Source organism: Fodinibius sediminis (assembly GCF_900182555.1).
Taxonomy (GTDB): Bacteria; Bacteroidota; Rhodothermia; order Balneolales; family Balneolaceae; genus Fodinibius; species Fodinibius sediminis.
Map to the genome: position 1 here is coordinate 189,364 of NZ_FXTH01000003.1, position 14,942 is coordinate 204,305.

Genomic DNA, 14,942 nt, shown 5'->3' on the forward strand with positions numbered 1-14,942 from the left:
TTGTTATTTGAAGATGATATCGGTTTGAAGGTATTGTTCCAGCTCAATGACCTTCAGATAATAGTCTCTGAGTGTTTGGTAATAGGCTTCCTGGGTTCTCAGGTAGGTGCGCTGGGCCTCCAACAGGGTTAAAAGATCAAGTTCTCCATACCGGTAGCCTTTCTGGGTCAAGCGCACCAGTTCAATGGATCTTGACTGGATGGATTTACGAAAACGATCAATATTGGCCCGGGTTGTCTGATAGCCGTGCCAGGTTTGTTCAGCCCTTTTTTTAAGCGATAGCTGAAGCTGGTCGAATTTCCAGTCGGTCTCCCTTTTGCGGGCATGCGCCTGTTTGACCCTGGGACTCTTGTTGGCTCCGAACCAAAGTGGAAGGCTGATGCCAAACTGAAACCCATAAAATTCATAATCACCACCGAAATCCTGCCGGTAATAGCTGACACTCAGGTCGGGCAAATAACTTGTTTTGGCTGCTTTTACCTGCAGGGACATTGCCAGCTGGGCCTGGCTGACTTGTCGCAGCTCGGGATGATGATTCAGCTGTTGGAGCACCTCATTCTGGTTAATATCGACCTCGATATAGTGCAGCGTATCAGGAAAGCTGATGTCATAGGTTTGATCTTCCGGATCCAGGCCAATGGTTTCAAACAGATCGTATCGGGCATTCATGATCTGGTTTTGGGCTGTTTCAAGGTTGTTTTGGGCCTCAGATAGCTGCAGGTTGGCCTGCATGGCATCAATTTCGGAGGCTTCGCCCAGGTCAGAGCGGGTTCGGGCGGCACTACTCAGTTGCTCAAACAGTGTCATCTGCTCTCTGGCCAGGTGACTGTTTTCAATAGCATAGGCAAGCCTGGTGTAGGCTGATTTTACATCGGCCTTCAGCTGGAGTTTTCGTGCCTGCAGCTGATATTCAAGCCCGGCGGTCAGCTTCTTTTCATTTTGATAGCGATAGTAACTGCTAAGCGGGAATTCAATTTTCTGGGAGATCGACCAGCGCTGCTCCCCGAATGTTCCTTTGCCGATACCCTCTTTCACGTACGAAAGCTCGGGATCCTGAAGCCCAATGCTCAGTATTTGCTGCTGTTGCTGGGCTCTGATTCTATTTGTTAGCTGGTTGATTTCAGGATTATGTTCGTAGGCAATCTGGAGCGCCTTACGAACATCAATTGTGGTAAGATCCGTGGTGTCGGCAGGGATAATTTGTCCCCAGAAAACCAACGTCAGAATAAAGGAATATAGCATCTCTTAACCTTTTAGCTGTTAAACGCAACGATATGTCTTTTGCACTAACTGCTAAAAGCTACAAATCAAATCTGTAGAGAATATGGATTTAGAAATGGATGCTTACTTCTGCTCCCTTTTCAGGGTGGTTGCTGGCCCGGCAGTCAAAGTGGTGCATTTGGCAGATGCTTTGTACGATGGAGAGTCCAAGCCCGGGACTGTTGTTATTGAAGCCGGCAGCGTCGGGCGGTGGTTTTTTAAATCGATCGAACGCCGCGTCAATGAATTCCGGAGGAAAGCCCGGGCCTTCATCAAGCACCGAAAAGCAGGGTTTTTCAGTATCGCGGCGAGTGCTAATGGTGATGGTTGCGCCTTCGGGACTAAATTTTATGGCATTCTGTATGATGTTATAGACGGCCGCATGAAGAAGTTCGCTATTACCTTTCACGACGACGGGAGCGGCAAAAGAAGTAGTGATGTTAAGATTTTTCATCCGAATGAAATCATCGAGCTCTTCCAGGACCGCTTCAGTAACTTTTGGAATGTCGACCCTTTCTCCGAGCTCAAACTGTTTGTTTTCAATCCGGCTTATAAGCAACAGCGCGTTACTCAAGCGGCTCAAGCGCACCGCCGTATGCTGGATTTGACCGACTGATTCGATGGTTGATCGATCAAGCAGCTCCGGGATTGAGAGGATTTTTTCCGCCTTCTGGCGAATAATGGAAAGAGGCGTGAGCAGTTCGTGAGAAGCATTCTGGATAAATTGTTTTTGGTCCTCAAAAGAAGACCGGATATGCTGCATCATGGTGTTGAGTGCCCGGTTGAGGACGTTGATTTCGTATGTTGTCGTCTCCGGGAATGATTCATCAAGATCCGAGGGGTCAGCTATTTTTTCAAGCGAAGCCACAGTGTTGTAGAAGGGCGTTAGAATGCGGTCTAATACAAGTTGGTTCAGTATATACAGCAGCAGGATCCAGATGGCCAATCCGGCCAGGATGCTTATTAAAATGGTTCTGCTGATATGGGTCCATGCTGCCACCTCCTCGTATATTTTTAGTGTATAGTAGCGGTCATTTACACTGATGGTTGTGGTGAGCTGGCGATAAGCGTTCGTCTCAAGCTCTTCTGCGGGATTTCGCAGCGTGTCAATGGTGGAAAATTCATTACTATTGAGTGGCGTCGACCCATCGTATTTCGTAATCTCGATCCATTCATAAGATCCAAGCGTTCCCAGTTGGTTCATCATTTCAAGAGAGGAGGTATCTTCCTGAACCTGGTCGATTAAATCCACTTTATGTTGCAGCAGGTGATTATCCAGTTCGTCATAGACCGTTGAATTCACCAGGTAGTAGATACCAATGCTGGTGAAGGAAAAAACCACCAGCGTCAGGATGACATTGCTTAGCAGTATCTTGTTATTCAGTTTCATCGGGAACGAGTTTATAACCTACGCCATATACCGTTTCAATGAGGTTGTCGGCGCCCGCCTGTGAGAGTTTTTTCCGGATATTTTTCATATGAGAAGTAATGAAATCGAGCGAAAACCGGTCATCAATACGATTGCCCCAAATATGTTCGGCCAGGGCGATACGCGTAATTGTTTTATTTTTGTTGAGCAGCAGGTAACGAAGCATCTTGTACTCGGTTTCAGTGACATCAATGGATTCATCCCTGATGGTAACCTCCATGTGATCCAGATTAACCGAGAGTGGTCCGCCTGAAACCTTGTTGTCATTTATTTTAAATTTTCGTCGCAGAACCGCATGAATCCGGGCACGCAGCTCGGCAATCGGAAAAGGCTTTGCCAGGTAATCGTCGCTTCCGAGCTCCAGGCCCCTGACTTTATCCTCGGTTTCTCCCCGGGCTGTTATTATGATAACAGCCGTATCCGGATGATGTTTTTTGACCAGCTTTAACAGGTTGGTGCCGTCACCATCCGGAAGTCCCAGGTCAAGAAGGATAAGATCATATTCTTCGGCGGCAATGAGGTCAGTAGCCTTTTGCAACCGGCTGGCGCTGTCAACGTAGAACTGTTCCTCGAGCAGGCACTGTTCCAGGTCCTCAATCAGCAGGGGTTCGTCTTCAACGATAAGGGCACGCATAAGAGGGAGCGTTATGGTTTTAGTTCAAGATGATCTTGCCGCCGGCGACGCGCCTTCAGGTATCGCTCATCCTCGGCATAAGTGGTTGGGTAAACCCTGGGCACGGGTTGGGGTTGCATTTCGTCGTCGACATTTACAAACGTAAAAACGCAGGTATTGGAGAGTGCCTTGGTGATTTTGTCGAGACTGGTCCGCTCAATGTTGATCTCAATGCTTACGGAGGTGTCGCCGGTGTACACAATGCGGCTGGTAAAATCCAGCTTGTCGCCAATTCGGATGGGTTGAAGAAAGTTAATGCGATTTACCCGCACAAAAACAGGCCGGTGGGATACGATTTCTTCAGCATGCATCAGTGCCAGCTCAAATGCCCGACGGATGACATAGCCCCCGAAAATTTTCTTGGGGACATTTTCCTGGTCCGGGTACATCCGCTCCATACTGTTACGGATCAGATCACCGGCCAGCAGGCCCTTGAAATTCTCCTGCTCCTGGGCCTTGTGCAGCTCGCGCAGATGGTGGAATTCTTCCTTACTGGGCGGCTCCTCCAGCGCATCAATCTGCTCGCGGTAGGCTTTTCGTCGTTCGATAGCCGCCTGGTAGCGCTCTTTCTCGATATCGCTTTGATATTCAAGCGGTGGGATGGGCAGGCTCTGGGCGTCCTCCCCCTTGCCCAGCCGGGCCACCATGGTAAAATAACAGGCTGCCAGTGAGTGTTTGGCTTTCTTGTCTTGGTCTACCCGGATTCCCACTTCCATGGAGGTGCGCCCCACATAGTTGATACGGGCCCGAAGGTAGACATCCTTGTTGATGTCGCCTGGTACGTGCAGGGCGATGTCATCCACTGCGGCGGTTACGACCCGCCCCCGGGGTTCAAACTGGTGTACGTAATCCAGCGCGATATCCTCAGCAAGCTTGTCCAGTTCTTCCAGAAGCCGCCCCCATCGCATATTGCCGGGGATATCTTTGTCAATAATCATAAAGCGGCGGCGCAGGCTGGCGTCGGTACTGAAGGGAAGCGTGCGCTCAATGGAAGTGTCAAGAGGCCTCATGGCAGTGTGGTAGGTTGAATGTGTGTAGCTACAGTTATATTCTGAAAAATTAACATGGAAGTAAAGTGCGCCACCTGCACAGCTTAACGATAATTCGCCCCCGTATATTCTGAAAGATGAAAGTTTTTTGGCGAAGGGAAAAAATAATAAAAGAAAGGGATGGCCTGTCCGTCAGACCATCCCTTTGGGTTTGCGCTCAGTAAAGAAGTATCGCAAACACCTTACTCAACATTCAGCACACCCTTCATGCCGGAGGCATAATGCCCGGGGAAGGAGCAGATGTATTCGTAGGTCCCCGGCTCTTCCGGGGCCGTGAAGGTAACTTCAACCGTTTCTCCACCGCCGGCGAGGTCAGTGGCGGCTATGATTTGATCTTCAAAGCCGTCAGCAATATACTGGTTGTCGCGCGCTTTGGCAGAAGCACTGACAAATTTTTGAATATCCGTTTCATCATCCAGCACCACGACGTTGTGTGCCATGGCCATTTTGGGAAGATTGCTTTCGGTAGTGAGAACAATGCGGATTTCTTCGCCCGGGGCCGCATCAATAGAGGTTACATCAAATTTCATGTGGTCTGAACCAACAATTTCTATGGTTCTGGGTTCCGAGCTGTTGTTGACTGGTCCAAAAGCCGCTCCGAAAAGCAGAAGGACCGCAATTACAGGTAATAAACCTTTATTGATCATGGTTGTAATAGGCATCATAGCGTTTTTTGAAATTAGTATTATGAATATGATTATGTAGCTGAATGAGAAAAACCGTCCATGCAAAATCAGTATGTTACTGTTTTATCTTGTCAGCAGCAGGGTGTTGCGGCCGATGGCATGAAGACAGTTAACAACGGAATCGGCCAATTTATTATATTTTTTCAGGAATACATAACCACGATTGGCTGATTGCGGGAGGAAGGAAAGGCAAAAAGTACAGGGTATTAATTGGAAGTATGTTGCTCGATGGCTGCTATAACAGCCGATTGCTGGTCTTCCAGTTTCTTGCGCTGGTGGATGATCTCCCCTTCTTTGTTTAACACCGAAATCATGTTGGAATGGGTAAAATCGGTATCGCTGATGCGCTTATAACGGACGCCGAGGAGGGCAGCCAGTTCCAGGATATCTCCCCGGGCTCCATTCAGCAGGGTCCACTGTGTTTCGGAAAGGTTGTTGTCGTCGGCAAAACGGCTGAGCCGCTTTGGAGTATCGCGCTGAGGGTCAATGGATACAAGCACGAAGTTTGTTTCACCGAGCGCTTTCCTGGATAGTCCATCCCGTATGCGCTTCATATCGGCCAGGATGCGGGGACAGGCATGTTCACAGTGGGTATAAACCATGGCTACGACCTGGATCTTCCCTCTCAGTTCCGCCAGGTTGAGTGTTTTCCCATCCCTGTTTTTCCAGGTGCTGGTTACATTGTAAATTGATTCATCGGTTGGCTTGGTCGCATCCATAGTCATTTTTTGATGGGAGCTGTGATCCTCCGTCATCTGTGTTTGGCTGGAAGGCTGCCGGCTTCCACGGTCGCCTCCACTGCAACCGATGAGGAAAAGAGCGTTTGTTAGAAGAAAGGCGACAAGGCTATGGAATTTCATAACAGTAATGTTTTATTGTTTGTCCCTCGCACAGCGGAAACCGAGATTGCCAACCGAGAAATCAGCTTCCAGGCTTCCCCGGAAAGCGTAACGCAGGAAGGCAGCATAATTTTCCTTGTCGATATCGGAAGCGGCGGAACTGCCTGCAGCACAATAGAACTGCTTGAGCTCTCCCTGGTCGGCGCGTGACTCGCCGCTGATAAAAACCGTGTTGAAGTCCTGCACCCATTCCCATATTAATCCGTGAAGATCGTAAACGCCATAGTAGTTGGGGGTTTGCTGACCAACAGCCGGCAGAATGGTGGGGCTGGGACGGCTGTACCAGTCAAGGATTTGCTGGACGAATCCCTTGTTGCGCCCCGCCAATGGCTGATCCCTGCTGGCCGAAGCGGCATATTCCCATTCATGGAGGGTAGGAAGCCGTTTCCCTTTCCATTGGGCATAGGCCCGTGCTGCAAACCAGGACACATTGGTAACGGGACTATCTTTTATTTGTTCAGCCCGGGGGCCCAGGTCCAGGTCGCCCGACCAGTGGTTCAGGTATCCCGGTTCCGCAAAAATTGATTTGACCTGCGAGCGCCGCCACTGGGGGTTGACCTTGACAAAGGCAAGGAATTCACCATTCGTAACCGGATGCTTGTCAAGGTAAAAGGATGCGACTGCAACGCTGTCGTCTGACGTATGGTAAAAGGGCATAAAATGTCCTCCTTCAATAAAGGCCATGGAATCGGTTTGAGCCGAAGCATTGGCACCGAACCCTGCTGTGAACAGGATATACAGGAGAAAAAAGCGATATTTTAAAACTGCACTAACTTTCAACACCCTCTTGCTGACGTATGCGTTCGACATCCTCGGGAGTAACTTCTCCGCCTTCGTTATCAAAGCTGTTGAGGATATAGGTAATGACATTGGCCACCTCTTCGTTCGTCAGGTTCTGCTGTGGCATGACCCCGTTGTATGTTTCACCGTTGACGGTAATTTCCCCGGACAGTCCGTGAACGATGGCGCTGATACCCCGATCCGGGTTCTCATTCAGGTAGTCAGAGTTTGCCACCGGGGGAAAGGCCCCTTCGATACCCGAACCGTCGGCCATGTGACAGGCCTGGCATACCGCCATATAGGTTTCACGTCCAAATTCGATCCGCTCTTCGATGGTGCTGGCGGTTGGGATGGTTCGTTTCTCTTGCGGAAGCTCCTGTATGGCCCCCCCCTCCGGCTGGTAAACGCGGTCTAACTGCTGTCCGGTAAAAACATTTTCATCTTCCTCGCCCGACACGGCAAGTGTAGCCAGGGCCCCTTTGTTAAAGGCGCGGAAAATGGCATGATCAACCAGGATGTAATTGCCCGGGACTTCCGTTTCAAATTCTACCATGGCAGCTCCCCCGGCCGGTATAGAGGTGGTTTGCACGTTGGTTTGAACGCGGTCGCCCCCCTCATAGTGCACCTTGTCCAGTATCTCCCCGATGACATGGAAGGAAGAGGTAAGGTTGGGTCCGCCATTACCAACGAAAAGGCGGACATTATCACCCTGTTCCGAGGTGATGGCTTTGTCGTTCATCATGGAACCGACGGCGCCGTTAAAGACTACGTATTCGGGGTTCTCTTCGATGGCTTGTTCCATGTCAAAGGGCTGCAGCCCCCTCTCGCCGTAGTCGCCCTCGGTGTAGAATTCGCTTTGCATGACATAATACTCTTTGTCGACTTCCGAGAGGCCTTCAGCCGGTTCAATCAGAATCAGGCCGTACATGCCATTGGCTATATGCATGCCCACGGGGGCTGTGGCACAGTGGTACACGTACAGGCCCGGATTCAGGGCCCGGAATGTAAATACCGTTTCCCGGCCCGGGGCCGTGAAGGTTGATTCGGCACCGCCTCCTGGACCGTTGACGGCATGAAGATCAATGTTGTGAGGCAGTTTGTTGTCGGGATGGTTCTGGAGATGAAACTCGATCATGTCTCCCTCCCGGGCCCGGATAAATTTACCGGGTACGGATCCCCCGAAGGTCCACATCGTATAGGTAACGCCGTCGGCCAGACGCATCTCCTTTTCCACTACTTCCATATTAACAATCAGCTTGGTAGCGTTGTCACGATCGATGGGCGGCGGTACGTCAGGCGGCAGGGTCAGCTCTGCCTGCTTTTCGCCCACAATCTCAGCGGTTTCCGGATCAAAGTCATTCTGGTTATCTGAACAACTGGCAACAAATATCAGCAGGGTGGCAACAGCCAATGAAATATTGTAAAAGCGATGAGCAGTATCCATAATTATCCCCTATAATTTATATTAAAAGAAAGGAACAGCCTGTCTCCTATTTTTTATAGTTACATATGATAGCGAAGACCTCAAAATTATCCCTAATGCTGATATAATATAGGTACGCCTGATGGGGATACAAAATAATAGAAAGGATCAGCTCTCTATTGTACAATGAGTATGTCAAATTCTAGATTATAAACTTAAAATTAAGATAGAATTACATATGAAATTTGGAGAGTCCACTTTTTTTATTACATTGCTATCTGGTTGTCTATACAAGCATATGTTCATATAATATGTCGCAGAAATGGGATGGGATGATGCGAGCCATGAGACCTACCGATGATAGGCAAGCAGTTTTTGTACTTTGGGATTTATTAAAGGAATAAGAACGGGAAAAGTATAACAAGGGGAAACACTGTTCTTGCCCGGGCCGTGATCAGGGGCAAGAACGGCGGGTAAGGGGATGCATCTGTTATCATCAGTATGTTTACTACTGTACCTCCCTATAAAAAAATATCATAATATCTATTAAAAAATTATTAACAGAAACGTATTTAACAGTTGCTATATCAATAATAAATAAATTTTAATTGATATAGGTACTTCTGTTAAATATTTACCATCGGGATGAAGAGGGTATACTCCCCTTTCTTTTATCTCTCAACTCTTAACTTCAATTATAGTATGGGGATACTAACAATGAAAAATAAGCTACTACTTGTTTTTAGTTTGCTCGTCTTCTGTTCATCAGCCGCTCTTGCACAGGAGAAGAGAACGATAGAAGGTACGGTAACAGATGCAGAGGGCATTCCCCTTCCGGCGGTTAACGTACTGGTCAAAGGCTCCAATGTGGGGACCTCCACTGATGCCGAAGGGCATTATGAAATCAGCGTTAGCGGAGATGTTACGTTGATTTTCAGCATGATGGGGTTTGAGGACAAGGAGCTGAATACAGAAGGCAAAGATCGGATTGATGTGGTTTTATACGAGGAAACCATAGGGCTGGATGAAGTCACGGTTGTGGGATACAGCGAAGTGGAAACCCAGCACCTGGCCTCTTCGGTGGCGGATGTGGATATGGAAAATATACAGACGCGTTCCATTGCCAAGCTGGAAGAAGCCTTCAGCGGAACCCTGCCGGGGGTAACACTTATGCAGGGCAGCAACCTGCCGGGCAGTGTGCCGGGGACTATTTCAATACGGGGAATCAGCACGCTTCAAAATGCATCGCCCCTGGTTATTGTTGATGGGATGGAGCAGTCACTGACGGATATCGATCCCAATCAAATCAAGGATATCACGGTGTTGAAGGATGCGGCCTCTGCCGCCATGTACGGTTCGCGCGGGGCCAATGGCGTAATCATCATCGAAACAAAACGGGGAACGGCCGATCGGTTTATGGTTGATGTCCATAGTTGGGGAGCCATCGATGACCCAATCAATTTGCCGAGCTTTGTAAATTCGGCCAATTATATGCGCCTCAATAATGAAGCACGGTCCATGCAGGGACAGTCAGAACTTTTTACCCAGCAGGAGATTGCGCAGGCCGAGGGGGGAGAATATACCAATACCGACTGGTTGAACACGGTCATGGAGCGAAAGGCCTATTCCCACAATACCTCGGCCAGTATCTCCGGTGGTGGCGGTGTCGGTACGTTTAACCTGATGCTTGGATATCTGGAGGAAAACGGCTTGAATCTATACGAAGGCACTCAGAAGTTCAGCGCGCGTTTCAATACCAACATCAACATCGCCGACCAGTTCGAACTTATGGCGGACTTTTACGCCCACCGTTTACAAGTAGACCGCCTGCTTTCGAATACCGACGGCCATGGATTGTATCGCATGGCCTGGGAGATGAAGCCGACGCAGCAGATCTTTTATGATTCTGAGCTGGATGATCACTACAAGCTCCATAACAACCAGAATCCGCTTGCTTCCATTTATCACGGGGGGGCCTGGAATGCCCTTCACGACAGGAGTACTATTAACCTGAGACCCCGGTATTACATCAACGATAAGCTACACCTGGCGGGCAATGTCTCGTATATGGTGAACAAATCCGCCGATAAGTATACCCGAGATACCTTCAAATTCTTCGATGGAGACGGAGAGCCGGTTGATGTATGGCAGAATGCCGTAGGCTCCTCGCAGGGAGTGAGCAGGAGCCAGATAACCGCGCGGGCGCTGGTCAACTATGAGACCAACCTCAGGAAGGAAAAAGATAAAATCTACCTGATCGCGGGTTCCGAAATCATGAATAACACCTATACCGATTACCGTGAAATATCGAAATCATCATTCTTCGGCAAGGTGAATTACTCATTTGACAATCGCTACCTCCTGGAGGGAACGGCTCGTGCCGACGGCAGCAGCAAATTTGCTCCGGGCAACCGTTGGGGCTTTTTCCCCTCGGGAGCTTTTGCCTGGAATATTCACAACGAAGATTTCATGTCGGGACTGACCGACAGCGGGTTGCTTAATCAGCTGAAAGTACGCCTTTCGTACGGAATTATCGGGAACGAAAATGTGGATCCCTATCTCTGGCAGGAGGTGGTTAATGCCTGGGGGTGGACCATGCGTGTCCCCAACCCGGATTTCACCTGGGAAAAACAGAAGCAGAAAAATATCGGGGTCGACCTCGCGACGCTCAACAACCGGCTCGATATTTCCTTTGAAGCGTACAACAAACATTCCTATGACCTGATCTACTCAAACTTTCCTGTTCCTCCGCTGACGGGCTCGTACTACCTCACTTCGTCAGTCAATATCGGGGAAGTGGAGAACAAGGGCTGGGAAGTATCCGCAAACTGGAGCGATGAAATTGGCGATTTTTCCTATGATGTGGGCGGCATGCTCTTTAACAATGAAAACAAGGTGCTGAAGGCCGGCTATGCCAAATCGGACACCCTTATTTTTACGGATGATCCCGATAAAATATGGTACCGGGGCATTTCCATTGATAATTATTATGGCTACGAAAGCGATGGCTACTTCCAGAATCAGCAGGAAGTGGAATCCACTGAGGCCAAGCTTCCCAACACCATGCCCGGGGATATACGGTATGTAGATCAGAACGGCGACGGTGTAATCAACGACAAGGACAAGGTCAATCTCGGGGATCCGTTTCCCCACTTTAACTATTCGGTTAATATTGACCTGAACTATAAACGGTGGGATTTCAGCGTCATCGGTCAGGGGGTGGGCAAGCGAACCGGCCGGCTGAACGGACTGGAGGGCTACCCCGTGAAGATGGACGGCTCCACCAACAGCCTGGGAGCGCCCAGACAATACTACATGAACAACAGGTGGACGCCGGATAACCCGGATGCCCGATTCCCAAGGGTATGGACAGGTTCGACTCCGAATGCCGAGCTGAGCGACGTATGGCTGAGTGACGCCTCCTTCTTCCGGATCAAGAATATTGAAGTGGGCTATTCCATTCCGACCATTGGCAACAGCATCAGGGACGTGCGTATCTACCTGAATGCCCAGGACGCTTTCACCTTTACCAGCTGGGAAGGCCTTGAGCCGGAAAGAAACGGGGGCAACGGTAATTACCCGCGCATGTCGAGCTACAGCATAGGCATACAGGCCTCCATCTACTAAAAGCAAAACCAGGCAGTAGCTTAAAATATTAATAGCAAAGCTTATTTCAGATATGAAACAGCTAATATACTTTTTTATGGTCATCTCAGTTGGCGTAATGGGATGCGAGGATTTTTTGGATAAAACAGATCCGACGGCGACCTCTTTTGACGAGTTTTATAACGACGAGGGAGATTTACGGCGGGTTGTGTACAGCAGCTACTATGATGTATTCACACATCACTATAACCGGGAAACCCTGTTTTACATGCAGGACGGCAAGTCCGATAATGCCTACAGCCGGCTCGAGGGGGATCACCACCAGCGGATAGCCAATGGTGATTTCAACAGCAACACGGCGGCTTTTTCCTACTATTACGAACTGCAGATGAAGCACCTGGGAAGGCTGAATACGTTCATTGCCAATTCGGATGTGCCTTATGTAGAGGATGAGGTCACCAGGACCAAGTACGAAAACATCCTGAAAGCCCTGCGGATCTGGCATTATTTCAAGTTAACCTTCCGCTGGGGTGATGTCCCCTTTCATCTGGAGCCGGCTGATCTGTCAAATGCCACCCAGCCTACCACACCCAAGGAAGAAATACTGGATACCATCTTCCCGATGGCCCTCGATATTGCTGAAAAGCTTCCGGAGGAAGAATACACAACAGACAAATACATGTTTAACCAGTATTCACTGAAGGCCCTCACGATGCGATATGCCCTCTATAATGAGCGCTATGAGCTTGCTGCCTCGCTGGCCCGGGAAATCATGGACAGCGGGCATTACGAGCTGCATCCGAACTACGGGGACCTGTTCCAGTACGAGGCCGCTTCCAACAATAATGAGTTTATCATACACCAGAACCAGGAGAGCTTCAGTGGAAGCACCACCTATTCGTTCCGGGATTTGGGTCCCCACTACCGGACCGGCAACGGAGAGTCATACCTGGTACCTTTGAAATCTCTGGTGGATGCCTACTGGACCCTCGATGGCTACCGTATTGACGAATGCCCGCAGCATACGAAGGAAGAGCATGAGCTGGATCCCAATTTGCACCGGGACCCGCGCTATGAAGCCAGCATCATGGGACACGGGGATGTCTTCTATGAAGATACCATCGACATTTATAATGAAAACAGTCCCATGTACTACGAAACGGAGAGGGGAAGCTCTTCGGGTTATTGGTTCAGGAAGTTTGTATCGGAAGCAGATGCCTTTAAATCGGGCGGAAACCTTGAATTCGGGCTTCTGCGTTACGCCGAGGTCTTGCTTTCCTATGCTGAGGCCAAAATCATGATGAACGAAATCGATGGATCGGTTAAAGATGCCATAAACCAGATCAGGGAACGGGCAGGGCTGGATATGTCCAGGGCGGATGTGACCCTGCCGCGCTACAGCGCTTATACCCAGGAAGAATGGATTGACCTCATCAGGAATGAACGGCGAATTGAATTTGCCGGCGAAGGACTTCGCTATGCGGATATCATACGGTGGCGAATTGCCGAGGAGGTACTGAATCAGCCGGCACTGGGACATACGAGAAAGGTAAACGGCGGGCTTCAGTCGCTGCATATAGAAGATCGATCTTTTGAACCGCATAACTATCTGTGGCCTTTCCATGAAAATAGTCTGAAAGTAGAACCGGGACTAACCCAGAATCCCGGATACTAGCAGCGATCTGTCGGACAAAAAATAAATTCAGCCCGGATGTGAGAGCATCCGGGCTTTTATTTTCCATGCATAGCCGGTTTCATGAGTGAATGTGGCAGTGGTCGTCAGGTGGAACAGCCCGGACAGCCTAATGCGGGAAATCCTGTTTCATAGTTTTTATATTGCAGGCAGGTGATTTAACCGGATCTGGATCAGTAGCGGGTGTATCTTCTGTTTGCCTGTCGTCATCAATCTGGGTATGTACAAGCAGTAATCCCATACCAGCCAACAGAGCACCCGTGGCAAAGGGAAGGAAATAGCCGAATTCTACCAGAAATCCACTGATAAACTGCCCGAAAGCAAGGCCCAGGCCGAATGATACTGTTAAGATAGAAAGCTGGGCCCCTGACTGCCCCTCTTGTGCGAGATCACCGGCTAAGGCAAGGGCAGGCGCGAAAACCATGGCTGCTGTTACTCCCTGAAGCAGCCTCGCAATAATCATCTGCCAGGGGGCTGTGACTATGCCCTGCAATAGCGTGGCGGGAATCAGGCCGATCAGCCCCCATACAATAAAACGCTTGCGGCCATAGCTGTCCGACAGGCTTCCAAGCAACGGCTGAACCACTGCCTGGGTTCCGATAAAAGCAGCAAATTCGACGGCAAAGAGCATGGGTCCTTGTCCAAGACGCTCGTTTACTATCGGTTCTATAGGTGCCAGCAGGACGATACAGGCGGCCATCAACAGAGTTGCGATGGCCAGTGTGAAGATGGGATCAAATATGTTACCGGTTTCTCCGGATCGGACTTTGAAATACATCTTGCTTTTGGAGGGCCGAATATGATCCGGGTCACTGACCAGGAGGTTGACCAGCAGGGCGCTAAGTAAAGCGGCAACGGCTGAGCCGTAGAAGGAGGCCTCGAAGCCGGTAATTTCCAGTCCCAGCAACAGGTAGGGCCCCCCGGTGACTACAGCACCGGCCGCCAGCGGTCCTGCCCCAAATCCAATGAGCCGAAAAGAGTTGTAGATTCCCATGTTCTGGCCTCGTCCCACTTTGGGGCTCAGTTCGCTGACCAGGGCTACGCTGCCAACAATGGTTAAGGCTACGGCTCCCGCCTGTATGATCCGGACAGCAAGAATGGACAGGTAGCTGGTAGTCCAGGCATAACTCAGGTTGAATGCAGCCAGCAGTATTAAACCAAGGAGGATGAAGATTTTGCGTCGGCCAATTTTGTCCGACAGCTGGCCCGCCAGCGGCTGAATCACACTGTTTACGATGCCAAAGGTGCCCAGTATAATTCCGGTTATAGCGGCCTCGGTGAGTCCCAGGTTCCAGCCGGTAATGTTGCCACTGGCTATATAGAGCGGAAGTACAATGATGAGAAAAGAATTGGCCACGGCATCCGCCATGCGGGCAAAACCGAGGGCGATGATACGGGAGTCTGTATCGCGAAAAAGCATGTATACGGAATGTTAGAAATAATC

Annotated in this window: 11 protein-coding genes; 2 read left to right on the forward strand and 9 right to left on the reverse strand. The window is 49.7% G+C overall.

Annotation, left to right across the window (positions count from 1 at the left end; genetic code table 11):
- Positions 1–3: 3 nt before the first annotated feature.
- The 8 genes from FN808_RS04690 to nirK all read right to left on the reverse strand — a co-directional run bounded on the left by FN808_RS04690 (position 4) and on the right by nirK (position 8,220).
- Positions 4–1,242, reverse strand: coding sequence for a TolC family protein (locus FN808_RS04690; RefSeq protein WP_142713402.1), 1,239 nt, complete (start codon positions 1,240–1,242; stop codon positions 4–6).
- Positions 1,243–1,330: 88 nt separating this feature from the next.
- A complete protein-coding gene (locus FN808_RS04695; protein WP_142713403.1) occupies positions 1,331–2,650 on the reverse strand; it encodes a HAMP domain-containing sensor histidine kinase in 1,320 nt (439 codons plus the stop codon).
- A complete protein-coding gene (locus FN808_RS04700) occupies positions 2,637–3,323 on the reverse strand; it encodes a response regulator transcription factor (protein ID WP_142713404.1) in 687 nt (228 codons plus the stop codon). Before FN808_RS04700 ends, FN808_RS04695 begins: the two co-directional genes overlap by 14 nt.
- Positions 3,324–3,334: 11 nt before the next feature.
- On the reverse strand, positions 3,335–4,372 hold the full coding sequence (locus tag FN808_RS04705) for a hotdog domain-containing protein (protein WP_142713405.1): 1,038 nt from the start codon (positions 4,370–4,372) through the stop codon (positions 3,335–3,337).
- A 221-nt stretch (positions 4,373–4,593) separates the two neighbouring features.
- Positions 4,594–5,076: a plastocyanin/azurin family copper-binding protein gene (locus tag FN808_RS04710; protein WP_142713406.1), complete on the reverse strand. Its 483-nt coding sequence runs from the start codon at positions 5,074–5,076 to the stop codon at positions 4,594–4,596.
- Between the two features lie 227 nt (positions 5,077–5,303).
- On the reverse strand, positions 5,304–5,957 hold the full coding sequence (locus tag FN808_RS04715) for an SCO family protein (RefSeq protein WP_142713407.1): 654 nt from the start codon (positions 5,955–5,957) through the stop codon (positions 5,304–5,306).
- Between the two features lie 12 nt (positions 5,958–5,969).
- Complete coding sequence (locus tag FN808_RS04720) at positions 5,970–6,806, reverse strand: formylglycine-generating enzyme family protein (protein WP_221929904.1); 837 nt, start codon at positions 6,804–6,806, stop codon at positions 5,970–5,972.
- Entirely contained in the window at positions 6,766–8,220 is a 1,455-nt protein-coding gene (gene nirK / locus FN808_RS04725; protein WP_142713408.1) for a copper-containing nitrite reductase, read from the reverse strand. The genes FN808_RS04720 and nirK overlap by 41 nt, the downstream gene beginning before the upstream one ends.
- Before the next feature lie 696 nt (positions 8,221–8,916).
- Between nirK and FN808_RS04730 the strand changes: the two genes are divergently transcribed.
- Both FN808_RS04730 and FN808_RS04735 read left to right on the forward strand, forming a co-directional pair.
- On the forward strand, positions 8,917–11,826 hold the full coding sequence (locus tag FN808_RS04730; RefSeq protein WP_221929905.1) for a SusC/RagA family TonB-linked outer membrane protein: 2,910 nt from the start codon (positions 8,917–8,919) through the stop codon (positions 11,824–11,826).
- Positions 11,827–11,878: 52 nt separating this feature from the next.
- A complete protein-coding gene (locus tag FN808_RS04735; RefSeq protein ID WP_142713410.1) occupies positions 11,879–13,480 on the forward strand; it encodes a RagB/SusD family nutrient uptake outer membrane protein in 1,602 nt (533 codons plus the stop codon).
- Positions 13,481–13,607: 127 nt separating this feature from the next.
- On the opposite strand, the gene FN808_RS04740 is transcribed toward FN808_RS04735, so the two are convergent.
- Complete coding sequence (locus FN808_RS04740) at positions 13,608–14,918, reverse strand: MFS transporter (protein ID WP_221929906.1); 1,311 nt, start codon at positions 14,916–14,918, stop codon at positions 13,608–13,610.
- Positions 14,919–14,942: the final 24 nt, after the last annotated feature.